This window comes from Enterobacter sp. FUJ80071, assembly GCF_038739915.1.
GTDB classification, from domain to species: Bacteria; Pseudomonadota; Gammaproteobacteria; order Enterobacterales; family Enterobacteriaceae; genus Enterobacter; species Enterobacter kobei.
The window spans coordinates 21,474-44,677 of the sequence record NZ_JBBXKH010000002.1; the positions used below are offsets into that span (position 1 = coordinate 21,474).

Here is a 23,204-nt window from a genome sequence, read left to right on the forward strand (position 1 = left end):
CAATGGTTTCATTGTACCAAATACGCAGCCGCCATCCCTTCGCAGGGAAAGCGCTCTGCACTGATGAATCCCCTAATGATTTTTATCAAAATCATTAAGTTAAGGTAGATACACATCTTGTCATATGATCAAATGGTTTCGCCAAAAATCAATAATCAGACAACAAAATGTGCGAACTCGATATTTTACACGACTCTCTTTACCAATTCTGCCCCGAATTACACTTAAAACGACTCAACAGCTTAACGTTGGCTTGCCACGCCTTACTTGACTGTAAAACTCTCACTCTTACCGAACTTGGCCGTAACCTGCCAACCAAAGCGAGAACAAAACATAACATCAAACGAATCGACCGATTGTTAGGTAATCGTCACCTCCACAAAGAGCGACTCGCTGTATACCGTTGGCATGCTAGCTTTATCTGTTCGGGCAATACGATGCCCATTGTACTTGTTGACTGGTCTGATATTCGTGAGCAAAAACGACTTATGGTATTGCGAGCTTCAGTCGCACTACACGGTCGTTCTGTTACTCTTTATGAGAAAGCGTTCCCGCTTTCAGAGCAATGTTCAAAGAAAGCTCATGACCAATTTCTAGCCGACCTTGCGAGCATTCTACCGAGTAACACCACACCGCTCATTGTCAGTGATGCTGGCTTTAAAGTGCCATGGTATAAATCCGTTGAGAAGCTGGGTTGGTACTGGTTAAGTCGAGTAAGAGGAAAAGTACAATATGCAGACCTAGGAGCGGAAAACTGGAAACCTATCAGCAACTTACATGATATGTCATCTAGTCACTCAAAGACTTTAGGCTATAAGAGGCTGACTAAAAGCAATCCAATCTCATGCCAAATTCTATTGTATAAATCTCGCTCTAAAGGCCGAAAAAATCAGCGCTCGACACGGACTCATTGTCACCACCCGTCACCTAAAATCTACTCAGCGTCGGCAAAGGAGCCATGGGTTCTAGCAACTAACTTACCTGTTGAAATTCGAACACCCAAACAACTTGTTAATATCTATTCGAAGCGAATGCAGATTGAAGAAACCTTCCGAGACTTGAAAAGTCCTGCCTACGGACTAGGCCTACGCCATAGCCGAACGAGCAGCTCAGAGCGTTTTGATATCATGCTGCTAATCGCCCTGATGCTTCAACTAACATGTTGGCTTGCGGGCGTTCATGCTCAGAAACAAGGTTGGGACAAGCACTTCCAGGCTAACACAGTCAGAAATCGAAACGTACTCTCAACAGTTCGCTTAGGCATGGAAGTTTTGCGGCATTCTGGCTACACAATAACAAGGGAAGACTCACTCGTGGCTGCAACCCTGCTTACTCAAAATCTATTCACACATGGTTACGTTTTGGGGAAATTATGAGGGGATCTCTCAGTGCTCAGCATGTTTGAGTGCTTTACTCGCCGCGGGTTGAGAAATATGTAAAACTTCAGCCGCACGCGTTAAGGAACCACAAGTCATTACAGCATAAAAGATATCGAGATGTCTTAATTTCATTCCATGTAGCCTACTGATTATTTATTTCTACGGACTATTCTAACGAATAAAGTATAAATAATCAGATATACTCGTCATAATTCAAATTTTGGTTTAGTTGTCACGAGAATTAATTCGTAAACGTGCAAGCTAAATAGATTGACTAGGGGAATATACGGGGTAAGAAAGCGGCTCGGCATACTGCCCTATAATAAATTGTTAGGAGAAGTACGCCGAGTAGTGTGTAGCTATTAGGTAAAGTATGTACCAATTTCAATAAATATTTTAATTAAGATACTGTTTGAAATATCAACAATAAAGGCACCGACCATAGGAACGACAAGGAAAGCTTTATGTGATGGTCCAAATGCTTTTGTGACTGTTTGCATATTCGCAATTGCTGTTGGTGTTGCTCCCATACCAAAGCCACAGTGACCCGCGCTGATCACGACAGCATCATAATCTTTGCCCATCATTTTGAAGGTGACAAAGCAGGCAAATAGCACCATGACAACAGTTTGTACAGCAATGATAATTAATACTGGCCCTGCCATGCTTGCCAATTGACCAAATTTTAATGACATTAACGCCATTGCCAAGAAAAGCGATAAAGCAACGCTACCTAATACATCGACGGTCGGCTCAAACACTTCGTGTTTAAATACATGAGTCAGTGTATTACGGATAATAATACCGACAAATAAACACCAGACAAAAGTAGGCAGTTGCAGAAAAGTATCTTTAAACAATGCACTGATATAGCCACCAACAACAATACAGATAATCAGCATTGAAATGGTTTCAATAACGTTATTTGCATTGATTTTTCTTTTGACGCTTGGTTGCTCAAAAGCTTCAACGATAGTGTCGCGCTCTTGCTCGGTTGTTTTAGGAATAGAGACCTTTTTCAAAAGATGACGGGCAACAGGGCCGCCAACTAAACCACCCAACACTAATCCAAGTGTTGCACAAGCCATCGCTAATTCAACGGCGCCTGTTACACCATATTTATCAGCGAGAATAGGGCCCCATGCTCCGGCATTACCATGACCACCTGTTAGAGTAATTGAACCTGCAATTAAGCCAATAAATGGACTTTCATTCATCATGACAGCCATACTCATGCCGACAGTATTTTGAATGGCGATTAGGATCGTTACTGCAATAGTTAATAGAACTAACGGCTTTCCTCCTTTAATCAGTCGAGAAAAGTCAGAACTTAGCCCGATAGAGGAAAAGAATGTGAGCATTAATAAACTTTGCAATGAAGCATCAAAAGTAAACGAATAACCTGATGTTTTATCAATAATTAACAGAACAATTGCAACAATAAAGCCACCAACGACGGCTTCTGGTATGTGGTTTTTTTGTAGGAACGGGGTAAATTTTACGACAAACATTCCTATGAGTAGCGCGATACATGCGACTAATAATGTATAACTGGCATCTAGGATCATTTTTTTACCTCTATTAGTTTACCAGAATTTTCACTATAACAATTTAACAATAGTGAAAAATGAAGTTACTTTGGTTAACTAATCTTTAACAATGAGTTTTATTAGGGTATCCATAACTTTTAGTTAATAGGGTCATAATTTTAGTGTGATCTTAATCATGAAATATTAAAAAGATTAAAATAACAACAATGGTATTTAATGATGGGTAAACCTAAATACCATGCGGGATCCGCACTATTTTCGGTGATAGCAAAAAATAAAAAAGTATAAATAATAAACAAAATTATAAGAGAAGGAGAACATGATAAGCGCAGGCCGAGCAATTTAAAGAAGTGTGATATACAACATAAAACAGCAGCATGACCTTTCTATATTTCGTTGCTTATCGAAGTGTTAATTTTCGGGTGGATTACTCTGTTTGTTGATTAATAACGGAGAAAAATATGATTGCTGTAATATTTGAGGTGCAAATACAACCCGACCAACAAACTCGCTATTTGACTTTAGCTGAGGAGTTAAGACCACTATTAAGTCATGTAGCTGGTTTTATTTCAATTGAACGTTTTCAAAGTCTAGCTACAGAAGGAAAAATGTTATCGCTATCTTGGTGGGAAAACGAATACGCAGTTCTGCAATGGAAAAATCATGTTTTACATGCGAAAGCTCAACAAGAAGGGCGAGAGTCAATATTTGATTTTTACAAAATTAGTATTGCTCATATTACTCGCGAATATTCATTTAAAAAGGACAAGGATAATGTTTGATGTTCACGTTGTTTTAGATAATCAAATAGGACAATTAGCATTACTAGGAAAAACATTAGGTAATAAAGGTATTGGATTGGAAGGGGGAGGGATATTTACGGTTGGTGATGAATGCCATGCTCATTTTCTTGTTGAACAAGGAAAGGAAGCTAAAATAGCGCTAGAGCAAGCTGGACTGTTAGTACTTGCGATCCGGACACCATTAATTCGTAAGTTAAAACAGGAAAAACCGGGGGAACTTGGCGAAATAGCACGAGTATTGGCGGAGAATAACATTAATATTTTAGTGCAATACAGTGACCATGCTAACCAACTGATATTAATAACGGACAATGATAGTATGGCTGCATCTGTTACGCTCCCTTGGGCAATAAAGTGAACTTGCGATGGCTAATTTAATACGAAAAGAGGTTACCTTTGAGTCCTCAATAGCCGCGATAGGGGCGGCTATGTCTGACATTTCACGAGTTAAAATACTCAGTGCTTTGATGGATGGGCGAGCTTGGACGGCCACTGAGCTAAGTTCTGTGGCGAATATATCAGCTTCAACGGCGAGCAGTCATTTATCTAAATTATTAGATTGCCAGCTAATCACAGTAGTAGCTCAAGGCAAGCATCGTTATTTTCGGCTAGCAGGAAAAGATATTGCTGAATTGATGGAAAGTATGATGGGGATCTCCTTAAACCATGGCGTACATGCCAAAGTTTCCACGCCAGTGCATTTACGAAAAGCACGTACTTGCTATGATCATTTAGCTGGCGAAGTTGCCGTTAAGATCTATGATTCCCTTTGTCAACAGCAATGGATCACTGAAAATGGTTCAATGATCACATTAAGTGGTATTCAATATTTTCATGAAATGGGAATTGACGTTCCTTCCAAACATTCACGTAAAATCTGTTGTGCGTGTTTAGATTGGAGTGAACGCCGTTTCCATTTAGGTGGGTACGTTGGAGCCGCATTATTTTCGCTTTATGAATCTAAAGGGTGGTTAACTCGACATCTTGGTTACCGTGAAGTTACCATCACGGAAAAAGGTTATGCTGCTTTTAAGACCCACTTTCACATTTAAGTTGTTTTTCTAATCCGCATATGATCAATTCAAGGCCGAATAAGAAGGCTGGCTCTGCACCTTGGTGATCAAATAATTCGATAGCTTGTCGTAATAATGGCGGCATACTATCAGTAGTAGGTGTTTCCCTTTCTTCTTTAGCGACTTGATGCTCTTGATCTTCCAATACGCAACCTAAAGTAAAATGCCCCACAGCGCTGAGTGCATATAATGCATTCTCTAGTGAAAAACCTTGTTGGCATAAAAAGGCTAATTGATTTTCGAGAGTTTCATACTGTTTTTCTGTAGGCCGTGTACCTAAATGTACTTTTGCTCCATCGCGATGACTTAGTAAAGCACATCTAAAACTTTTAGCGTTATTACGTAAAAAATCTTGCCAGCTTTCCCCTTCTAAAGGGCAAAAGTGAGTATGGTGCCTATCTAACATCTCAATGGCTAAGGCGTCGAGCAAAGCCCGCTTATTTTTTACATGCCAATACAATGTAGGCTGCTCTACACCTAGCTTCTGGGCGAGTTTACGGGTTGTTAAACCTTCGATTCCGACCTCATTAAGCAGCTCTAATGCGCTGTTAATCACTTTACTTTTATCTAATCTAGACATCATTAATTCCTAATTTTTGTTGACACTCTATCATTGATAGAGTTATTTTACCACTCCCTATCAGTGATAGAGAAAAGTGAAATGAATAGTTCGACAAAGATCGCATTGGTAATTACGTTACTCGATGCCATGGGGATTGGCCTTATCATGCCAGTCTTGCCAACGTTATTACGTGAATTTATTGCTTCGGAAGATATCGCTAACCACTTTGGCGTATTGCTTGCACTTTATGCGTTAATGCAGGTTATCTTTGCTCCTTGGCTTGGAAAAATGTCTGACCGATTTGGTCGGCGCCCAGTGCTGTTGTTGTCATTAATAGGCGCATCGCTGGATTACTTATTGCTGGCTTTTTCAAGTGCGCTTTGGATGCTGTATTTAGGCCGTTTGCTTTCAGGGATCACAGGAGCTACTGGGGCTGTCGCGGCATCGGTCATTGCCGATACCACCTCAGCTTCTCAACGCGTGAAGTGGTTCGGTTGGTTAGGGGCAAGTTTTGGGCTTGGTTTAATAGCGGGGCCTATTATTGGTGGTTTTGCAGGAGAGATTTCACCGCATAGTCCCTTTTTTATCGCTGCGTTGCTAAATATTGTCACTTTCCTTGTGGTTATGTTTTGGTTCCGTGAAACCAAAAATACACGTGATAATACAGATACCGAAGTAGGGGTTGAGACGCAATCGAATTCGGTATACATCACTTTATTTAAAACGATGCCCATTTTGTTGATTATTTATTTTTCAGCGCAATTGATAGGCCAAATTCCCGCAACGGTGTGGGTGCTATTTACCGAAAATCGTTTTGGATGGAATAGCATGATGGTTGGCTTTTCATTAGCGGGTCTTGGTCTTTTACACTCAGTATTCCAAGCCTTTGTGGCAGGAAGAATAGCCACTAAATGGGGCGAAAAAACGGCAGTACTGCTCGGATTTATTGCAGATAGTAGTGCATTTGCCTTTTTAGCGTTTATATCTGAAGGTTGGTTAGTTTTCCCTGTTTTAATTTTATTGGCTGGTGGTGGGATCGCTTTACCTGCATTACAGGGAGTGATGTCTATCCAAACAAAGAGTCATCAGCAAGGTGCTTTACAGGGATTATTGGTGAGCCTTACCAATGCAACCGGTGTTATTGGCCCATTACTGTTTGCTGTTATTTATAATCATTCACTACCAATTTGGGATGGCTGGATTTGGATTATTGGTTTAGCGTTTTACTGTATTATTATCCTGCTATCGATGACCTTCATGTTAACCCCTCAAGCTCAGGGGAGTAAACAGGAGACAAGTGCTTAGTTATTTCGTCACCAAATGATGTTATTCCGCGAAATATAATGACCCTCTTGATAACCCAAGAGGGCATTTTTTACGATAAAGAAGATTTAGCTTCAAATAAAACCTATCTATTTTATTTATCTTTCAAGCTCAATAAAAAGCCGCGGTAAATAGCAATAAATTGGCCTTTTTTATCGGCAAGCTCTTTTAGGTTTTTCGCATGTATTGCGATATGCATAAACCAGCCATTGAGTAAGTTTTTAAGCACATCATCATCATAAGCTTTAAGTTGGTTCTCTTGGATCAATTTGCTGACAATGGCGTTTACCTTACCAGTAATGTATTCAAGGCTAATTTTTTCAAGTTCATTCCAACCAATGATAGGCATCACTTCTTGGATAGGGATAAGGTTTTTATTATTATCAATAATATAATCAAGATAATGTTCAAATATACTTTCTAAGGCAGACCAACCATTTGTTAAATCAGTTTTTGTTGTGATGTAGGCATCAATCATAATTAATTGCTGCTTATAACAGGCACTGAGTAATTGTTTTTTATTTTTAAAGTGATGATAAAAGGCACCTTTGGTCACCAACGCTTTTCCCGAGATCTCATCTATTGAAACAGCTTGATAGCCTTTTTCAACAAACAATATTCGTGCTGAGTTAACCAGTGATTGATAGGTACTCTTAAAATTTTCTTGTTGATGATTTTTATTTTCCATGATAGATTTAAAATAACATACCGTCAGTATGTTTATGGTATCATGATGATGTGGTCGTGACAATCTTAAGAACATTTAGGTTATTTTATGTATATTGAACAGCATTCTCGCTATCAAAATAAAGCTAATAACATCCAATTAAGATATGATGATAAGCAGTTTCATACAACGGTTATCAAAGATGTTCTATTATGGATTGAACATAATTTAGATCAGTCTTTACTGCTTGATGATGTGGCGAATAAAGCGGGTTATACCAAGTGGTATTTTCAGCGGCTGTTCAAAAAAGTAACAGGGGTCACACTGGCTAGCTATATTCGTGCTCGTCGTTTGACGAAAGCGGCTGTTGAGTTGAGGTTGACGAAAAAAACTATCCTTGAGATCGCATTAAAATATCAATTTGATTCCCAACAATCTTTTACACGTCGATTTAAGTACATTTTTAAGGTTACACCAAGTTATTATCGGCGTAATAAATTATGGGAATTGGAGGCAATGCACTGAGAGATCCCCTCATAATTTCCCCAAAGCGTAACCATGTGTGAATAAATTTTGAGCTAGTAGGGTTGCAGCCACGAGTAAGTCTTCCCTTGTTATTGTGTAGCCAGAATGCCGCAAAACTTCCATGCCTAAGCGAACTGTTGAGAGTACGTTTCGATTTCTGACTGTGTTAGCCTGGAAGTGCTTGTCCCAACCTTGTTTCTGAGCTGACCTGCCCCCACGATTAGATACAACACTCAGTTAGTAACGTCGGAATCTTCATTCTCAGAATGACCCTTTCTCCAGCCCGCTGCAAATTCAGACGGTGTCTGATAATTCAGCGTGGAGTGCGGGCGGCATTCGTTATAATCCTGCCGCCAGTCATTAATAATTTTCCTGGCATGAACGATATCGCTGAACCAGTGCTCATTCAAACATTCATCGCGAAATCGTCCGTTAAAGCTCTCAATAAATCCGTTCTGCGTTGGCTTGCCCGGCTGGATTAAGCGCAACTCAACACCATGCTCAAAGGCCCATTGATCCAGTGCACGGCAAGTGAACTCCGGCCCCTGGTCAGTTCTTATCGTCGCCGGATAGCCTCGAAACAGTGCAATGCTGTCCAGAATACGCGTGACCTGAACGCCTGAAATCCCAAAGGCAACAGTGACCGTCAGGCATTCCTTTGTGAAATCATCGACGCAGGTAAGACACTTGATCCTGCGACCGGTGGAAAGTGCGTCCATGACGAAATCCATCGACCAGGTCAGATTGGGCGCCGCCGGACGGAGCAGCGGCAGACGTTCTGTTGCCAGCCCTTTACGACGTCTTCTGCGTTTTACGCCCAGGCCACTGAGGTGATAAAGCCGGTACACGCGCTTATGATTAACATGAAGCCCTTCACGGCGCAGCAACTGCCAAATACGACGGTAGCCAAAACGCCTGCGCTCCAGTGCCAGCTCAGTGATGCGCCCTGATAAATGCGCATCAGCAGCCGGACGGTGAGCCTCATAGCGGCAAGTCGACAGGGATAAACCTGTAAGCCTGCAGGCACGACGTTGCGACAGACCGGTCGCATCACACATCAACATCACGGCTTCCCGCTTCTGGTCTGTCGTCAGTACTTTCGCCCCAGAGCCACCTGAAGCGCCTCTTTATCCAGCATGGCTTCGGCAAGCAGCTTCTTGAGTCTGGCGTTCTCTTCCTCAAGCGACTTCAGGCGCTTAACTTCAGGCACCTCCATACCGCCATACTTCTTACGCCAGGTGTAAAACGTGGCATCGGAAATGGCATGCTTGCGGCAGAGTTCACGGGCGGGTACCCCAGCTTCGGCTTCGCGGAGAATACTGATGATCTGTTCGTCGGAAAAACGCTTCTTCATGGGGATGTCCTCATGTGGCTTATGAAGACATTACTAACATCGGGGTGTACTAATCAACGGGGAGCAGGTCAGAGCATGAACGCCCGCAAGCCAACATGTTAGTTGAAGCATCAGGGCGATTAGCAGCATGATATCAAAACGCTCTGAGCTGCTCGTTCGGCTATGGCGTAGGCCTAGTCCGTAGGCAGGACTTTTCAAGTCTCGGAAGGTTTCTTCAATCTGCATTCGCTTCGAATAGATATTAACAAGTTGTTTGGGTGTTCGAATTTCAACAGGTAAGTTAGTTGCTAGAACCCATGGCTCCTTTGCCGACGCTGAGTAGATTTTAGGTGACGGGTGGTGACAATGAGTCCGTGTCGAGCGCTGATTTTTTCGGCCTTTAGAGCGAGATTTATACAATAGAATTTGGCATGAGATTGGATTGCTTTTAGTCAGCCTCTTATAGCCTAAAGTCTTTGAGTGACTAGATGACATATCATGTAAGTTGCTGATAGGTTTCCAGTTTTCCGCTCCTAGGTCTGCATATTGTACTTTTCCTCTTACTCGACTTAACCAGTACCAACCCAGCTTCTCAACGGATTTATACCATGGCACTTTAAAGCCAGCATCACTGACAATGAGCGGTGTGGTGTTACTCGGTAGAATGCTCGCAAGGTCGGCTAGAAATTGGTCATGAGCTTTCTTTGAACATTGCTCTGAAAGCGGGAACGCTTTCTCATAAAGAGTAACAGAACGACCGTGTAGTGCGACTGAAGCTCGCAATACCATAAGTCGTTTTTGCTCACGAATATCAGACCAGTCAACAAGTACAATGGGCATCGTATTGCCCGAACAGATAAAGCTAGCATGCCAACGGTATACAGCGAGTCGCTCTTTGTGGAGGTGACGATTACCTAACAATCGGTCGATTCGTTTGATGTTATGTTTTGTTCTCGCTTTGGTTGGCAGGTTACGGCCAAGTTCGGTAAGAGTGAGAGTTTTACAGTCAAGTAATGCGTGGCAAGCCAACGTTAAGCTGTTGAGTCGTTTTAAGTGTAATTCGGGGCAGAATTGGTAAAGAGAGTCGTGTAAAATATCGAGTTCGCACATCTTGTTGTCTGATTATTGATTTTTCGCGAAACCATTTGATCATATGACAAGATGTGTATCCACCTTAACTTAATGATTTTTACCAAAATCATTAGGGGATTCATCAGCGCTCAACTCCGGTTGCGCCTGGGAAGATTCCCCCTGAGGTATACCAGGTGATATACGATCAGTGCGGCGGGTTCGTGGAGTGTGATGCTAATGCCCAGGTAATCTGGGAAGCCTGCCGTGATGCCATTCTTAACGGAGACAAAGGGTAAACGGCAGGTATCGCCTGTCATTTTTACCCTTGTGAGGAAAATCCTGATGAACCATGAGAGCCGAACTGTATACCTGAACACGGCCATTGAGGCCCTGTTGAAAGCTGAGGCGGCTCTGAACGAGCTGGCATTAGCCTATGTACTCAAACCAGGTGAAAAGGCAAGCGCATGCCATCCCCGAACCGGTACGCTTTCCACAGCTTCCCAGGTAAGAAAACTTCGCCGTGTTCTAGAAAAAAACAAGTTATGACGGCCCTTATACGCTGGCATAATGTACCGTGCTTCGCTCATCCCAGCAGTATGGGTTTTAAACTCTTCCATTTTTAAGAGTACGGGAAGAGCCTTATTATTGTCGCATACCCTACGGATGCATTGCAGTTCAAACCGCTGTTCGGTGCAATTATTGCTGTATCCGGCGGATTTGAAAATGACAGAAATAGTGATGTAAAGCTCCGCCATTAAAGAAATGCCCCGTAGTTTGGCGAATCAACTTTCTGAATTATCTCGATGAACACCATTTAAGGAAATCGAATGTGTGATTTTTGCAGGGCTGACGAAAATTACTTTCATATGGCAGAATGCGTGTATGACCAACTGGTTAAAGAGTATCCCGTAATGTGGCTGCGGGATTCAACCCGGATCGGGGCCTGCTACCTCTGTCGAGAACTGCTGTCGCCGGAGGGGATGGTCCTGGCGATGCAGAGCGCTGATGAATCCCCTAATGATTTTGGTAAAAATCATTAAGTTAAGGTGGATACACATCTTGTCATATGATCAAATGGTTTCGCGAAAAATCAATAATCAGACAACAAGATGTGCGAACTCGATATTTTACACGACTCTCTTTACCAATTCTGCCCCGAATTACACTTAAAACGACTCAACAGCTTAACGTTGGCTTGCCACGCATTACTTGACTGTAAAACTCTCACTCTTACCGAACTTGGCCGTAACCTGCCAACCAAAGCGAGAACAAAACATAACATCAAACGAATCGACCGATTGTTAGGTAATCGTCACCTCCACAAAGAGCGACTCGCTGTATACCGTTGGCATGCTAGCTTTATCTGTTCGGGCAATACGATGCCCATTGTACTTGTTGACTGGTCTGATATTCGTGAGCAAAAACGACTTATGGTATTGCGAGCTTCAGTCGCACTACACGGTCGTTCTGTTACTCTTTATGAGAAAGCGTTCCCGCTTTCAGAGCAATGTTCAAAGAAAGCTCATGACCAATTTCTAGCCGACCTTGCGAGCATTCTACCGAGTAACACCACACCGCTCATTGTCAGTGATGCTGGCTTTAAAGTGCCATGGTATAAATCCGTTGAGAAGCTGGGTTGGTACTGGTTAAGTCGAGTAAGAGGAAAAGTACAATATGCAGACCTAGGAGCGGAAAACTGGAAACCTATCAGCAACTTACATGATATGTCATCTAGTCACTCAAAGACTTTAGGCTATAAGAGGCTGACTAAAAGCAATCCAATCTCATGCCAAATTCTATTGTATAAATCTCGCTCTAAAGGCCGAAAAAATCAGCGCTCGACACGGACTCATTGTCACCACCCGTCACCTAAAATCTACTCAGCGTCGGCAAAGGAGCCATGGGTTCTAGCAACTAACTTACCTGTTGAAATTCGAACACCCAAACAACTTGTTAATATCTATTCGAAGCGAATGCAGATTGAAGAAACCTTCCGAGACTTGAAAAGTCCTGCCTACGGACTAGGCCTACGCCATAGCCGAACGAGCAGCTCAGAGCGTTTTGATATCATGCTGCTAATCGCCCTGATGCTTCAACTAACATGTTGGCTTGCGGGCGTTCATGCTCAGAAACAAGGTTGGGACAAGCACTTCCAGGCTAACACAGTCAGAAATCGAAACGTACTCTCAACAGTTCGCTTAGGCATGGAAGTTTTGCGGCATTCTGGCTACACAATAACAAGGGAAGACTTACTCGTGGCTGCAACCCTACTAGCTCAAAATTTATTCACACATGGTTACGCTTTGGGGAAATTATGAGGGGATCTCTCAGAGTTGAGCGTTTGCCTTTATGAATCTCATCTGCGGTATCACAGACAGCGTCGAGATGCCGCGACATCCACTCAGATAATTTCAGACCCTCTCGATTTGCCTGTTTTACATAGCGAACCTTTCTGGAAACCGTAGATCGCATCTGAATCTGTGTCACAGCTGGCACATCTTCTTTCATGGCATTCTGTAATGCAGCTTTGGGCTTTTTCATGTTCATGGTTGCTTTAAATTATTCTGGAGTTCGTCTGATATAAATGCTGACGTGATCTGTCAGCGTCGCTTAAATAGTTTATCGCCTTCCGCCAGTTCGCCGTTGAGCTGTTCAATCACGCTCCAGATGAGCCGATCATCCGGCGTTGAGCCTGCACACTCTTTCACGACCGCCACGGGTCTAAATTCTTCAGGGTCTGCCTGCCCGGAGGTGAAGAGCCTGCTCTCAATCCAGTGGGCCCCCTCTGTGCAGCAGTGGCAACTGGTTTCAGGTGGTTCATCCAGACCGTCCACTCCACAGGCTGAGCAGGTGAACAGTTTGCGAGACCCACCAGCCAGTGGCGTATCGCAAGCTGCTGGAAGTGCGCCAGCATTGCGCCAGTACAGCACATGATTTGAATCGTAGCAGTGTCCATGAAGCAGAAGCGAAACGCCGCAACTGCGAGTTTCAATGGCTTTGCCTGTGCCAAGGTATTGCCCGATCTCGTCCCATACGTCCACTAAGGTGTCAGGCAGCGGACGCGTAACAGGGAACTTAGCGCAGTCGTCCGGGGTGCCTTTAATGCAGCAGAGGGCCGAATACGCAAGCTCCTGCATTTCGTAGGAGTACTGACCACATACCACGCGTTCCAGTTTGTCGATTAGTTGTTCTTTATTCATCATACTCAGCCTTATTAAACAAATTCATTACGCCACTGGCACCATCTGGCCGGAGCAGACTGCGGCCCGGTAGTAGAGCCGCAGGGGGTGTCGCTGGACTAACAGGTGCTCAGTGAGTCCCGCACTTCCTCATGACTGGTCATTTTCAGAAGAAGCTTTCCAGGGCAGCGTGGTTCCGCCTGTGAACGGGTGACGTCTTCGTTGATTGCCTGGATATGAGCAGATTCAACGGTCCGACGCTGTACGACATGGTTGCTCAGGTTGAATTCGCACTGGAGCCTTCTGGCATCAGAATCCGCGTTCATTGCAATACGTTCATCAAAGCGGCGGTTCATTCGCAGAGCCTCTTCGTGAGCTGCATCAACAAGGGTGCGTCTGGTGACATAGTCGTTACCAGCAAAAAACGATAGCTGAGCGTGTTCCGAAGAGTAGTCGGAGCTTCCCTTACAACGGGCAATCGCGGCTTCAGAGTGCAGGATTAATGAACTCAACCGTGAACAGACGTCATTGATGGTGCCGGTTTTCAGACAGTCGTGGATAAGTGTCCAGGCGGAAATGCTCAGCGGGCGGCTGGTGATCACATAGGGATTGTAATGATCAACCGTTACGATAGTACGCAGTGAATGAAGCGATTCGGACTGCGTACGTAAGTCACGGCGAACAGTACATGCCACCGAGGCAACATCTTTACATTCTTTGTCGGACATCGAGTCCAGTACGCGGATCTCCACCTCTGCCGCCTTTGAGGCGATATGCGCACTAATCTCACCCTTAAGACGTTTGTAGTCAGCCTTGAAGCTTCCCACGCTGTCAATATCGATCCAGTAACCACAGCTGTAACCAGCATTACCAAACTCGTCATCTTTCTCATAGTTCGGACAGCCGTCATTGCTCCAGCCAGCTTTTTCCAGCAGCTCGTCAATAGCGACCAGCTCAGCCATTGGTGCATGTTCGATAATGAAATAATGGACACGGCCCCAGGCATATGCGCGTGAACGGCCATCAACAGAAGTATCAGAAGTCGTCTGACGGGAAAGTTTCATGAGGTACTCCAGTTCTGCCCGGTACCGCCGGGGCGGTGGTGCGAAAGCCGCACCATGAATGACACTATGATCCTCCTAACTTCTATTGTCAATACAATTGAAGTGGCGTTGTATTTATTCATTATTTGGACCCGGCTCGTACGGAACGACCGTCGGGACTTGCCAATTATTCTGCGGTGAGCAGGGGGAAGGGAACATCCCACCGCTTGTTTCAAGATGTACAGCCAAGGAGGGCGCAGAATGCCTGACAGAATCATCGTGCAGCGGTAGCGAAAGACCTGACAAACGGGAAAAGTATCCTTTTATTCCAAAGCCAACCTCAGCTTTTAATGTCGCCAGTACGTTTCTTAAACATGCCAAATCGGTCTCTTATACGGCCGGATGGGCCCGATGAAAACGATAAAATGAGAAACAGAACCCGACACATCGCTGCTCTCTGGGAAAGCCGGTCAGCAGATGGAGCGCCAGGAACTAAATCCGCTGGTTTTAATAATGATTGAGGAGAACAAGATGAAAGATAACAAGACACGTCCTGTAGACTCGTATGCTCATGCTGATTTCATGGAGTCCGTCTTCAGCAACCTCAGGGCTTTCTGTGATGCGGAATGCCAGCGGCTAACTGCCGGTTATCCCCCAACTGTCAAACCAGAACAGCAAAGCACTGACGGCCAGCTGTCGGCGGCATAAATCATTACCTGCCAGTTCGTTCAAATTTCCGCTTCCTTAAGCCCGGGCCAAAAGCCCGGCTCAATCCAAAAACTGAACGTACCGGTTTACCTCTATATCTCCTCAATCCCCTGCGACTTACAAGAGACCCGCACCGGTTTAGCCATTCCTGTCCTGCCACTCTCTCATCACTGGCCCAGACAACCGGAAAAGTAACTTTTCTCTCCGACTCACCTTCTGAACCAGCTATTTTGCTTAAACGTAAAAACGGCCCACTGTTGTGAAGATTTAAAACGGACGGATCGAGTAGTATTGTCTCAGGAATTTTTTTTAAGAAAAGTTACTTTTTCTTCTGTGCAACCTATTAGAAAAAATGTCGAACCTGGTATTGTTGTGTTGTAGCGCAGTTAAACAACCAACCAAAAGAGAGAACAAAAATGTCCGCAATCGAAACTGAAGTAAAAAACAACAGCAACGAAATCAGCCTTCGTGGTTACCTGGAACGCACTGGTAACGGTGCCCGTAAAGGTAACGGCCTTATCATTGACCCTTCGGTTGTTGTAGAGCAGGAAGGCTTTAACACCCGCACGGCCGGTATGGGCGAGCTCTACTATTCAATGCCTCACGTTGTGGAACACCTGAACAGCCTGGCCGATGCCTACATGGAAGACCCGTTCAGCGTGACGCCTATCGTTGTTCAGATGGTTAATGGCGTACCTGTACTGCGTCAGGGGGCTTGCCGTATCCGTTCCATCGCTATTGCAAACCGCCAGCTGGAAGCAGAAGGGCGTGAACGCATTACTCGTATTCGCTGCGAAGAGTTTCGCGGTAGCGCTTCAAAAGCAGAACTCTTCACCCTGACCGGCAACTCCAACCTGGCGCTGTCTGTCGTAGCTGAAGCGCTTTCAATTAAGCGTCTTGTTGAAGATAAAGAAGAGCCTAAGACCTTTGCGGAACTGGCAAAAAAACGTGGTAAATCAGAGCAGCATCTTCGCCAGATGGTTCGCGTACTGGACCTGCCTTCTGAACTACAGACCATGCTTGTGAGCGATCAGGTGAGCATGTACGTTGCGCTGGACGAGTATATGTACAGCGGTGAGGATGCGGTAGATAACATCAACAAGGCGATCTCCATCTATGGTAAAGCGACGAAAAACACGCTGAAATTCGTCAAAGCTGCCAAGGTAGAAGAGCGCATGGCAGATCCGCAGACTCCGGAAAACTCCGGTGATGAGCAACCGGCAGGTAATGCTACCGTTAACACCCCGGTACCGGATCAACTGAATGATGAAAGCAATACAGAGACGCTGGTTACGCCACCGGTACAGGAACCAGCTCCGGCTCCAAAGGACAGCGCTCCTAAACAGAACCCGGCAGGTAAAGCACCATCCATGTCCAGCGTTCTGAACAAAAAGACCGTGACCGTCATTGCCGACACCGCGATCCCGATTTTTGAACGTATTGCTGAAGAAGCCAAGCTTAAAGAAGGTGAATCTGTCAGCACTGATACTTACACGCTTGTTCTGACCAATGATGAAATGAACGATATCATCAATGCTCATGCTGACCTGAAAGAGTACCTGCGTAAGCATGCTGAGAAGATGAATAAGGGACAGGCATGATTTTCTGACCGACCCCTCCATCCGGACGGGTCGGTAACTTTTTCAGGACAAGGGGAAACAGGGCAATGAAGAAGGCTTTTATCAACGTAGACAAGACTAACCCACTGCCAGTCCTGACGGATTCGGTGACCCGGGTAAGTATTCAGTGCACGGCAAAAGATGAAAACGGGGCAGGGATCGAAGTGAACATCCTCGACCTGATTCAGGATCATGATACGGATGAAGTGAAAGTGCAGTTTGGGAGCTCGCCTGTTCAGGCTCTGGCGATGCTCCGCCGGGTTATGACAGCACTGGAAAAGCAGGCAAATGCAGAACTGCAACAGAATTCCTGCTCGCGTATGCAGTAAACGGTAAAAGCAGAATGTTCCCTACTGGATAAACCCGGTGGACCTCACGGAGAGCAAGTCACCGAATGGTTCACTGTTAAGTGATATACATCCGGATTTATAAGGTTTTGCAGCATCCGAATAGGCAATAAATAGAATTATTTTGATTTATCTCAGCAAGGAAATGGAAAGCTACCAGATTTTAGGATAGCGAAATGCCTGTATCGCTACTCTGCTGAATTAGAAATGATTTTAAACGCAATGCATAATGATAGAATAGCAATGCCTTTAATTATTTGTCACGTCTGAATTATATGTAGACTTACGGAGAGGATATGGTAATTACTTATTCATTATCGGAAACGTTTAATATGTTTTTACGCGAGATTATTGCATCTGGACTTGCAGTTTTTTGCGCATGGTGCGTTTTGTGTCTTTTCTCGGCTTTGTTGAATAAATCGAACTTTTGCTGAGTTGAAGGATCAGATCACGCATCTTCCCGACAACGCAGACCGTTCCGTGGCAAAGCAAAAGTTCAAAATCACCAACTGGCCCACCTACAATAAAGCCCTCATCAACCGTGGCTCCATAACTTTCTGGCTGGATGATGAAGCTATTCAGGCCTGGTATGAGTCAGCAACACCTTCTTCACGAGGCAGACCTCAGCGCTATTCTGACCTTGCCATCACGACTGTGCTGGTCATTAAACGCGTATTCAGGCTGACCCTGCGCGCTGCGCAGGGCTTTATTGATTCCATTTTTTCTCTGATGAACGTTCCGCTACGCTGCCCGGATTACAGCTGTGTCAGCAGGCGGGCAAAGTCGGTTAATGTCAGTTTCAAAACGCCCACCCGGGGTGAAATCGCACACCTGGTAATTGATTCCACCGGGCTGAAGGTCTTCGGTGAAGGCGAGTGGAAAGTCAAAAAGCATGGCCAGGAACGCCGCCGTATCTGGCGTAAGCTGCATCTCGCCGTTGACAGTAAAACACATGAAATCATCTGCGCTGACCTGTCGCTGAACAACGTTACGGACTCAGAGGCCTTCCCCGGGTTAATCCGGCAAACCCACCGGAAAATCAGGTCAGCCGCCGCCGATGGCGCTTACGATACCCGGCTATGTCACGATGAACTGCGGCGTAAGAAAATCAGCGCGCTTATCCCTCCCCGAAAAGGTGCGGGTTACTGGCCCGGTGAATATGCAGACCGTAACCGTGCAGTGGCTAATCAGCGAATGACCGGGAGTAATGCGCGGTGGAAATGGACAACAGATTACAATCGTCGCTCGATAGCGGAAACGGCGATGTACCGGGTAAAACAGCTGTTCGGGGGTTCACTGACGCTGCGTGACTACGATGGTCAGGTTGCGGAGGCTATGGCCCTGGTACGAGCGCTGAACAAAATGACGAAAGCAGGTATGCCTGAAAGCGTGCGTATTGCCTGAAAACACAACCCGCTACGGGGGAGACTTACCCGAAATCTGATTTATTCAACAAAGCCTCTTTTCTCTGATCAGGAACGAGGTAAAGAGGTTCCTGTTTCTATGAAAAAAATAACTTCAAAGTCAGCTTTCTCCTACTTTATCAGTTCTCAAATTGCCGCTTTTATTATCTCCTTGTTGGGTTCAATCTTAAGCACGAAATGGGACAACATCGTCTGGAATGATGAAATAAGACAGTTTTATCTGCATGTAGGATTTGGGCTGGTAGCTTGTGTATTCTGTCTGCTTGTAATCTTGCATGAGAAATTTATCAAAAGAAATTTAAATGTTTATTCTGGTTATTGTGGTTCACTGGCAGTTAGTCTCACAGGAATCTTTGTACTTTGTGCGTTATATCTGACATTTTCATTACCATTTCATTATGAAGAACGTCTACTTAATGATGCATCCTTGGTGGCTTCGGATGGCGTTGAAAATTCAGTCGTTTTTGCAGACGGTCGTTACTGGGTTTTTGAACTGGGCTTACCATATTTCAAACAGTCATTGCTCAAAGAGGTAAGAAGGGGCAGGTACCAGCTAATCTGCACTACAGAAAAAAAACCAACATGCTGGTCTGGCAAAAAACTTCCCGAAAAACCAACCTCTTTGAAAGCTAGTTCATAAAGATTTAAACTGCTCGCTTAAATCCACACTGGTCCAATTTTGAAAATTTATTGTGTTTTTAAAAGAAATTACAGTGTGGGTTATTAGCCAGTAGGTCGGAGTTTTATATAATACCCAAAAACACAGGAGGTATTATGAAAACCAATCTGGCCTATGCATCTAATTGCTCCGATTCTGTCTACTCCTATATTTATCAGGCACTGCAACAACGCTCTGGTGCCGAGAATGAAAGCCTTTATCAGCAGGCCATTTCCAGCTGCTGCACAGATAAACAAAAAAAGAAACTGGCCGGGTATTATGCCGGTCCATGGCAGCTGCTATTCAACGCGTGGTGTAACAATCGCGTCCCTAACACAGCGGTGCTGGCCCTTTTACTCCAGCAGTGCTTATCTCATTTCCAGTGCGAAGAAGTGATCGCAGCCTGGCAGTAACCCTATCAAGCCCCTTCGTATAGCGGAGGGGCAGGAGATATCTCATGTACAGAAACGACAGAAACGTGGATTCCTTCAACCTGGTTAATGCTCTTCAGCCGGTCTTTCGTAACACCGGCTGTGGGATGTTTGAATATGATCGTAAAAAGCAGAATGAAACCGCTGATTCAATCTTACGAGCGTTGGCGTTAAATGCCGATTTCGCGAGGGCCTTAAAACAGTACGTCCGGATTAATTCTGTACGACGGGTTGTTCAGTTCGATGACGGCTCGGTTCGCTATGGTATTCATGCCGAATTTGAAGGGCATAATAAAATTAATTCCTTCCGTATTTTTAAAGATGAAGATACAGACGCATTTGACTCCTATTTTTATTCGGTTTGCGATAATAAAGCTGAGCTGGTGGATTTTAAAATGGACTCTCTCGATATTCAATTGCAGGCAGTTTTTGAAAAGGTGACAGGTATTTTTCTGTCACATTAAATATTCAAATTTTCAATCCTCGGGCTGATAGACAAAAAACGCACTTTAGAATATAGATGAGATGAATATGAAAAACGTAAATATTTTGGATACCGATATTGCGGCCATTAATGCTCTTTCTGGCGTAGAACTGACTGACTTTCTCACTGCCGGGTATCAGGTAAACTGGTTAGGAGAAAGGGAGGTTTCGCTGGTGGGCTTTCCGTGTTTAGCAAGCAACAAGCAGCCGGTAGAAGTTGGTCCCGGCATTTTCATTAATCGCGTGTACAGCAGAGACAGCCAGTCTCTGAGCGGGAAATTGCGCTATGACCTGTCTAATGGTCTGGCAACGAGTGCATTTTCATTTTTCTCCCAGTCAGGCTGGTATGGGGGATTCCGTGTCGTATCTTTCCGTGACAACGGGCCAGCTGCGTTAATCAACATTGGTATTGTCCATGAGAATGTTTTGAATGCATTTTGTGCTGACTTCCCCCGGGCCAATGTGAGCGTAACCCGTTTTCATTGTGGCATGACGCTTGAGCAGATCCGAATGTTCATTTCAGACACTGCTTACGATATGCCGCTTTATAACAACGAGTCTGACTTTCGCAGGCTCGCCAGTTAGCATGGAGGCTGACTTCAGTGCTTACGCCTAAAAGCCGGTGAGCGAGGTGGCGGAACCGGTTGGCTTCGCCCAGTCTTACTTACTTCTCTCAAGGTACTGCGCTGCAAGCGTACGTAAAAAAAGTAAGTAGCTAAATGGCGTGAGCGATTAGTTCTATACGGGAAGAAGTCATAGTATTCTGAAATGATAGTTATCTCATACGAACGATAGTAATGGAGTTTCTTAATGGGCGTTGATATCTGCTGGCGATTTCAAAGGGAAGAAAAGCCTGGTAAATGGATTAATTTATCAAGCAATTATAAAGGGGACCGATCATATCTCCACTTTGCCTGGCTCGGATTTGATGTAGATCGTGAAAGGGCGAGCACATCAGCAGTTTTTATCCACGCATTACGCGGATTACCTGATGATATACCGTCCGAAGATGATGATTTATTCGGTGAACATTCAAACTCATGGCTGACTTCGGAAGAAATTTTGTCAGCCATACCACCCGATAACGCCGGAGAGGTGATCCAGGAATTTGTCGAAGAAGTAAAGCGTCTCCACGTGGAGAACGGCAGCGTCCGTTTCGTCTTTGGATTTGAAGGGTAACCCGTAAGAAAGTAGCTATCTTACCCGGCTAGGTCTCCAATCTCTCAGATGCTCAAAGAGGGCCGGGCATGGTGCCCACACATCCCCTACCATTCCGATTTGATATTCGTCTAATACACCCTTTAAAGAAAACAAGCAGACGGCAATGAGACGTCGGATTAGCGTCAGCAAATATGAGACGTCAGTAGTCGATGTTTGTCCTGCGGAACGTGAATCTGTTTACAAGGGGTAAAGCCGTACCATCCATGAGGGCTCAGAGAGCCGGGGTCTCCTCCAGATCACTGGAAGTTATTGACTCTGGCAGGCCTATCCCTATGACTTTTTCCCGGATGGCAAATTAAGAGCGAACAGGGCCAAATTAGTACTCTTTTCTAAACGGAAATACTGAATCACCCTGATATAACTGGTCTCTCACAAGACAGGAGATCATCAATGGAACGTGTAATATTTTCAGTAATCTTTTTTATGATGCTGGGCGTACCTTTTTACCTTCTTTATAAAATTGCCCGGGACATTTTTGGTACCGCCGGTGCTGGTGAGCCTGCACAATTGCCTCAGGGCAAGCAAAGACGCTCAGGAGGCGCTGGTTCGGGTTCGATCTGGCAAGGACACCATCTACAGGGGAGCAGCCATTTGAACCCCCTCGGAGGTGATTGTAATGGTGAAAATAGCATAGCTGGTGGTTGTGATGGTGGCGGTGGAGGAGGTGACGGAGGTGGTGGTGGTGACTGATAGCCTGCAACTTTAACTATCAGGATGAAACCCATGTCCAGCAACCGGAAAAAGAATTCATTTCAACCGAAAAGCCCTGCCTTAAAGTGAAGCGTATTAAACGTGAAGGATGCTGAATTAGAGGGTATCGGTTTTATACTGAAGCGTAACTGGAAGAAGGATCTGAAATTAACTATTACGGAAAAGTAACTTTCTGACTCACCACGTACGCCCCTCGGTTATGCCATACAGTTTGATACGAAAACAGATCAGTAAGTAGATTGCTATACGCCGGAGAGAAGTCTATTTTTCATGCACCGAACCTGTTTGGCCTGCAATGGAAGCAGGTATAATAATCACATACAAAGGAGGGCATTATGAATACATTTTTATACGTGCTTTTGGCCTGGATTGTTGTGCTTTTTATCGCCAACAAACTGCTCGCAAGACGTAAGCCCAATACGGTTAAAATCCTGGTACAGCGCAACGGGAAAGCCGCAGAGGTTGATGCTGTAGTGGTTCAGGGTTCAAAGAGAGCTAACAACAGTTCTGTTGCGGACAGCGACGCGGTAGATAGTTATTTTGAAATGAATCCTTACTCCCGCGAAAACCAGGCGAATGGTTGGGCTATGCTGGCCAGAGACGATGACCAGCTTAAATAATCAGTTGAGTGTGATGTGTAAAGCAGCTTAAAACTCTAAATGGACGAACAGGGGAGGTGACAAAGATGACAACCAATACAACAACGACCACCTACCGCTCAGAAGAAATCGTGCCGTTCAGACGGCCCAAAGGGGATCTGGATAGTCGGTATATGCCTCAGGTGTATGCAATGGTGCGGAACTGGGCAAGTAACCCTGCTCAATATGGTGAGGGTGTACTGGCCTCCTACCGCCAACCGGCAGTAAACCTTGCCTACCAGGTAAAAGGAACTCGTGTTGTTTTAATTCTGGTACCAGTAGAGTGCGAGCCACCTGGAGTGATAATGACGGAAACAGTCCTGTGGCCGTCACTATCACTTGTAGAAGTCTTGCAGACCTTGCAGGAGGCCTGGCAAAATATTCCGGCGTTAAACCCCTGACGACTTCTGTCAATATCACCGGCTAGTGATTTACCTCTCTGCTGGTGGTCAGCCC

The 23,204-nt window shown here is 44.8% G+C and carries 26 protein-coding genes and 3 pseudogenes; 20 read left to right on the forward strand and 9 right to left on the reverse strand.

The window, feature by feature from the left end:
* Positions 1 to 167: 167 nt before the first annotated feature.
* Positions 168 to 1,376: an IS4-like element ISVsa5 family transposase gene (locus AAER43_RS23120; protein ID WP_001339175.1), complete on the forward strand. Its 1,209-nt coding sequence runs from the start codon at positions 168 to 170 to the stop codon at positions 1,374 to 1,376.
* A 15-nt stretch (positions 1,377 to 1,391) separates the two neighbouring features.
* On the opposite strand, the pseudogene AAER43_RS23125 reads toward AAER43_RS23120, so the two are convergent.
* Both AAER43_RS23125 and gltS read right to left on the reverse strand, forming a co-directional pair.
* Positions 1,392 to 1,511 (reverse strand): annotated as a pseudogene (locus AAER43_RS23125) (LysR family transcriptional regulator); the annotation flags it as partial.
* Positions 1,512 to 1,741: 230 nt separating this feature from the next.
* Positions 1,742 to 2,947 (reverse strand): sodium/glutamate symporter, encoded by a 1,206-nt coding sequence (gene gltS / locus AAER43_RS23130; protein ID WP_000599533.1) that lies wholly within the window; start codon positions 2,945 to 2,947, stop codon positions 1,742 to 1,744.
* Between the two features lie 443 nt (positions 2,948 to 3,390).
* Between gltS and AAER43_RS23135 the strand changes: the two genes are divergently transcribed.
* Genes AAER43_RS23135 through AAER43_RS23145 form a run of 3 tightly spaced genes read left to right on the forward strand, consistent with a single transcriptional unit; the run spans position 3,391 to position 4,784 of the window.
* Complete coding sequence (locus tag AAER43_RS23135) at positions 3,391 to 3,711, forward strand: antibiotic biosynthesis monooxygenase (RefSeq protein WP_000562370.1); 321 nt, start codon at positions 3,391 to 3,393, stop codon at positions 3,709 to 3,711.
* Positions 3,704 to 4,090, forward strand: coding sequence for a hypothetical protein (locus AAER43_RS23140; RefSeq protein ID WP_000460651.1), 387 nt, complete (start codon positions 3,704 to 3,706; stop codon positions 4,088 to 4,090). The genes AAER43_RS23135 and AAER43_RS23140 overlap by 8 nt, the downstream gene beginning before the upstream one ends.
* A gap of 7 nt (positions 4,091 to 4,097) precedes the next feature.
* Positions 4,098 to 4,784, forward strand: coding sequence for a winged helix-turn-helix domain-containing protein (locus tag AAER43_RS23145; protein ID WP_001284954.1), 687 nt, complete (start codon positions 4,098 to 4,100; stop codon positions 4,782 to 4,784).
* Here AAER43_RS23145 and tetR(B) read toward each other — a convergent pair.
* Positions 4,762 to 5,385, reverse strand: coding sequence for a tetracycline resistance transcriptional repressor TetR(B) (tetR(B), locus tag AAER43_RS23150; protein WP_000088605.1), 624 nt, complete (start codon positions 5,383 to 5,385; stop codon positions 4,762 to 4,764). The two genes, AAER43_RS23145 and tetR(B), sit on opposite strands and share 23 nt — an antisense overlap.
* Positions 5,386 to 5,466: 81 nt before the next feature.
* Between tetR(B) and tet(B) the strand changes: the two genes are divergently transcribed.
* Positions 5,467 to 6,672, forward strand: coding sequence for a tetracycline efflux MFS transporter Tet(B) (tet(B), locus tag AAER43_RS23155; protein ID WP_001089072.1), 1,206 nt, complete (start codon positions 5,467 to 5,469; stop codon positions 6,670 to 6,672).
* A gap of 112 nt (positions 6,673 to 6,784) precedes the next feature.
* Here the strand turns inward: tet(B) and tetC are convergent, their stop codons facing one another.
* Entirely contained in the window at positions 6,785 to 7,378 is a 594-nt protein-coding gene (gene tetC / locus AAER43_RS23160) for a tetracyline resistance-associated transcriptional repressor TetC (RefSeq protein ID WP_000428546.1), read from the reverse strand.
* Between the two features lie 87 nt (positions 7,379 to 7,465).
* Between tetC and AAER43_RS23165 the strand changes: the two genes are divergently transcribed.
* The gene (locus AAER43_RS23165; protein ID WP_000275180.1) at positions 7,466 to 7,882 is read left to right on the forward strand and encodes a helix-turn-helix domain-containing protein; all 417 of its coding nucleotides are present in this window, start codon (positions 7,466 to 7,468) and stop codon (positions 7,880 to 7,882) included.
* 9 nt (positions 7,883 to 7,891) lie between these two features.
* Here the strand turns inward: AAER43_RS23165 and AAER43_RS23170 are convergent.
* The 3 genes and pseudogenes from AAER43_RS23170 to AAER43_RS23180 form a co-directional block, all read right to left on the reverse strand.
* Positions 7,892 to 8,086, reverse strand: a pseudogene (locus tag AAER43_RS23170) (IS4 family transposase); the annotation flags it as partial.
* Between the two features lie 29 nt (positions 8,087 to 8,115).
* A protein-coding gene (locus AAER43_RS23175) for an IS3-like element ISSen4 family transposase (RefSeq protein ID WP_087451024.1) occupies positions 8,116 to 9,236 on the reverse strand; the annotation gives its coding sequence in 2 pieces (ribosomal slippage) (positions 8,116 to 8,978 and positions 8,978 to 9,236; 1,122 coding nt in all).
* Between the two features lie 72 nt (positions 9,237 to 9,308).
* A pseudogene (locus AAER43_RS23180) lies at positions 9,309 to 10,325 on the reverse strand (IS4-like element ISVsa5 family transposase); the annotation flags it as partial.
* Between the two features lie 303 nt (positions 10,326 to 10,628).
* Between AAER43_RS23180 and AAER43_RS23185 the strand changes: the two are divergent.
* Together AAER43_RS23185 and AAER43_RS23190 are read left to right on the forward strand one after the other, a co-directional pair.
* The gene (locus AAER43_RS23185; RefSeq protein WP_001015183.1) at positions 10,629 to 10,832 is read left to right on the forward strand and encodes a hypothetical protein; all 204 of its coding nucleotides are present in this window, start codon (positions 10,629 to 10,631) and stop codon (positions 10,830 to 10,832) included.
* 563 nt (positions 10,833 to 11,395) lie between these two features.
* Positions 11,396 to 12,604 (forward strand): IS4-like element ISVsa5 family transposase, encoded by a 1,209-nt coding sequence (locus AAER43_RS23190; RefSeq protein WP_001339197.1) that lies wholly within the window; start codon positions 11,396 to 11,398, stop codon positions 12,602 to 12,604.
* 282 nt (positions 12,605 to 12,886) lie between these two features.
* On the opposite strand, the gene AAER43_RS23195 is transcribed toward AAER43_RS23190, so the two are convergent.
* Complete coding sequence (locus tag AAER43_RS23195) at positions 12,887 to 13,486, reverse strand: hypothetical protein (protein WP_001031420.1); 600 nt, start codon at positions 13,484 to 13,486, stop codon at positions 12,887 to 12,889.
* 98 nt (positions 13,487 to 13,584) lie between these two features.
* On the reverse strand, positions 13,585 to 14,529 hold the full coding sequence (locus tag AAER43_RS23200) for a DUF5417 domain-containing protein (protein ID WP_000778029.1): 945 nt from the start codon (positions 14,527 to 14,529) through the stop codon (positions 13,585 to 13,587).
* A 510-nt stretch (positions 14,530 to 15,039) separates the two neighbouring features.
* On the opposite strand from AAER43_RS23200, the gene AAER43_RS23205 reads away from it, so the two are divergent.
* The 12 genes from AAER43_RS23205 to AAER43_RS23260 all read left to right on the forward strand — a co-directional run bounded on the left by AAER43_RS23205 (position 15,040) and on the right by AAER43_RS23260 (position 23,149).
* Positions 15,040 to 15,216: a hypothetical protein gene (locus AAER43_RS23205; RefSeq protein WP_001371930.1), complete on the forward strand. Its 177-nt coding sequence runs from the start codon at positions 15,040 to 15,042 to the stop codon at positions 15,214 to 15,216.
* A 416-nt stretch (positions 15,217 to 15,632) separates the two neighbouring features.
* Positions 15,633 to 16,817, forward strand: coding sequence for a hypothetical protein (locus AAER43_RS23210; RefSeq protein WP_001272971.1), 1,185 nt, complete (start codon positions 15,633 to 15,635; stop codon positions 16,815 to 16,817).
* A 65-nt stretch (positions 16,818 to 16,882) separates the two neighbouring features.
* Positions 16,883 to 17,164 (forward strand): hypothetical protein, encoded by a 282-nt coding sequence (locus tag AAER43_RS23215; protein ID WP_000708863.1) that lies wholly within the window; start codon positions 16,883 to 16,885, stop codon positions 17,162 to 17,164.
* A 498-nt stretch (positions 17,165 to 17,662) separates the two neighbouring features.
* Positions 17,663 to 18,586 (forward strand): IS5-like element IS903B family transposase, encoded by a 924-nt coding sequence (locus AAER43_RS23220; RefSeq protein WP_001118619.1) that lies wholly within the window; start codon positions 17,663 to 17,665, stop codon positions 18,584 to 18,586.
* A 99-nt stretch (positions 18,587 to 18,685) separates the two neighbouring features.
* Entirely contained in the window at positions 18,686 to 19,246 is a 561-nt protein-coding gene (locus AAER43_RS23225) for a hypothetical protein (protein ID WP_227541626.1), read from the forward strand.
* 134 nt (positions 19,247 to 19,380) lie between these two features.
* Positions 19,381 to 19,677, forward strand: a complete 297-nt coding sequence (locus AAER43_RS23230; RefSeq protein ID WP_000856246.1) for a hypothetical protein — start codon at positions 19,381 to 19,383, stop codon at positions 19,675 to 19,677.
* A gap of 44 nt (positions 19,678 to 19,721) precedes the next feature.
* A complete protein-coding gene (locus AAER43_RS23235; RefSeq protein ID WP_000286108.1) occupies positions 19,722 to 20,159 on the forward strand; it encodes a hypothetical protein in 438 nt (145 codons plus the stop codon).
* 67 nt (positions 20,160 to 20,226) lie between these two features.
* A complete protein-coding gene (locus AAER43_RS23240) occupies positions 20,227 to 20,763 on the forward strand; it encodes a hypothetical protein (RefSeq protein WP_000800251.1) in 537 nt (178 codons plus the stop codon).
* Positions 20,764 to 20,988: 225 nt separating this feature from the next.
* Complete coding sequence (locus tag AAER43_RS23245) at positions 20,989 to 21,357, forward strand: hypothetical protein (protein ID WP_127850028.1); 369 nt, start codon at positions 20,989 to 20,991, stop codon at positions 21,355 to 21,357.
* 432 nt (positions 21,358 to 21,789) lie between these two features.
* Entirely contained in the window at positions 21,790 to 22,089 is a 300-nt protein-coding gene (locus AAER43_RS23250; protein ID WP_000442693.1) for a hypothetical protein, read from the forward strand.
* A gap of 356 nt (positions 22,090 to 22,445) precedes the next feature.
* Positions 22,446 to 22,730: a hypothetical protein gene (locus AAER43_RS23255; RefSeq protein WP_001091367.1), complete on the forward strand. Its 285-nt coding sequence runs from the start codon at positions 22,446 to 22,448 to the stop codon at positions 22,728 to 22,730.
* 65 nt (positions 22,731 to 22,795) lie between these two features.
* Positions 22,796 to 23,149, forward strand: coding sequence for a hypothetical protein (locus tag AAER43_RS23260; protein ID WP_000210769.1), 354 nt, complete (start codon positions 22,796 to 22,798; stop codon positions 23,147 to 23,149).
* Positions 23,150 to 23,204: the final 55 nt, after the last annotated feature.

Coding starts and splice junctions, on each gene's coding strand:
- AAER43_RS23235 (WP_000286108.1), top strand. CDS start 19,722: ATGTACAGAAACGACAGAAACGTGGATTCCTTCAACCTGGTTAATGCT.
- AAER43_RS23140 (WP_000460651.1), top strand. CDS start 3,704: ATGTTTGATGTTCACGTTGTTTTAGATAATCAAATAGGACAATTAGCA.
- AAER43_RS23190 (WP_001339197.1), top strand. CDS start 11,396: ATGTGCGAACTCGATATTTTACACGACTCTCTTTACCAATTCTGCCCC.
- AAER43_RS23200 (WP_000778029.1), bottom strand. CDS start 14,529: ATGAAACTTTCCCGTCAGACGACTTCTGATACTTCTGTTGATGGCCGT.
- AAER43_RS23135 (WP_000562370.1), top strand. CDS start 3,391: ATGATTGCTGTAATATTTGAGGTGCAAATACAACCCGACCAACAAACT.
- AAER43_RS23230 (WP_000856246.1), top strand. CDS start 19,381: ATGAAAACCAATCTGGCCTATGCATCTAATTGCTCCGATTCTGTCTAC.
- AAER43_RS23205 (WP_001371930.1), top strand. CDS start 15,040: ATGAAAGATAACAAGACACGTCCTGTAGACTCGTATGCTCATGCTGAT.
- AAER43_RS23260 (WP_000210769.1), top strand. CDS start 22,796: ATGACAACCAATACAACAACGACCACCTACCGCTCAGAAGAAATCGTG.
- AAER43_RS23255 (WP_001091367.1), top strand. CDS start 22,446: ATGAATACATTTTTATACGTGCTTTTGGCCTGGATTGTTGTGCTTTTT.
- AAER43_RS23245 (WP_127850028.1), top strand. CDS start 20,989: ATGGGCGTTGATATCTGCTGGCGATTTCAAAGGGAAGAAAAGCCTGGT.
- AAER43_RS23215 (WP_000708863.1), top strand. CDS start 16,883: ATGAAGAAGGCTTTTATCAACGTAGACAAGACTAACCCACTGCCAGTC.
- AAER43_RS23195 (WP_001031420.1), bottom strand. CDS start 13,486: ATGAATAAAGAACAACTAATCGACAAACTGGAACGCGTGGTATGTGGT.
- AAER43_RS23250 (WP_000442693.1), top strand. CDS start 21,790: ATGGAACGTGTAATATTTTCAGTAATCTTTTTTATGATGCTGGGCGTA.
- AAER43_RS23185 (WP_001015183.1), top strand. CDS start 10,629: ATGAACCATGAGAGCCGAACTGTATACCTGAACACGGCCATTGAGGCC.
- AAER43_RS23240 (WP_000800251.1), top strand. CDS start 20,227: ATGAAAAACGTAAATATTTTGGATACCGATATTGCGGCCATTAATGCT.
- AAER43_RS23210 (WP_001272971.1), top strand. CDS start 15,633: ATGTCCGCAATCGAAACTGAAGTAAAAAACAACAGCAACGAAATCAGC.
- tetC (WP_000428546.1), bottom strand. CDS start 7,378: ATGGAAAATAAAAATCATCAACAAGAAAATTTTAAGAGTACCTATCAA.
- AAER43_RS23120 (WP_001339175.1), top strand. CDS start 168: ATGTGCGAACTCGATATTTTACACGACTCTCTTTACCAATTCTGCCCC.
- AAER43_RS23165 (WP_000275180.1), top strand. CDS start 7,466: ATGTATATTGAACAGCATTCTCGCTATCAAAATAAAGCTAATAACATC.
- AAER43_RS23225 (WP_227541626.1), top strand. CDS start 18,686: ATGAAAAAAATAACTTCAAAGTCAGCTTTCTCCTACTTTATCAGTTCT.
- AAER43_RS23145 (WP_001284954.1), top strand. CDS start 4,098: ATGGCTAATTTAATACGAAAAGAGGTTACCTTTGAGTCCTCAATAGCC.
- gltS (WP_000599533.1), bottom strand. CDS start 2,947: ATGATCCTAGATGCCAGTTATACATTATTAGTCGCATGTATCGCGCTA.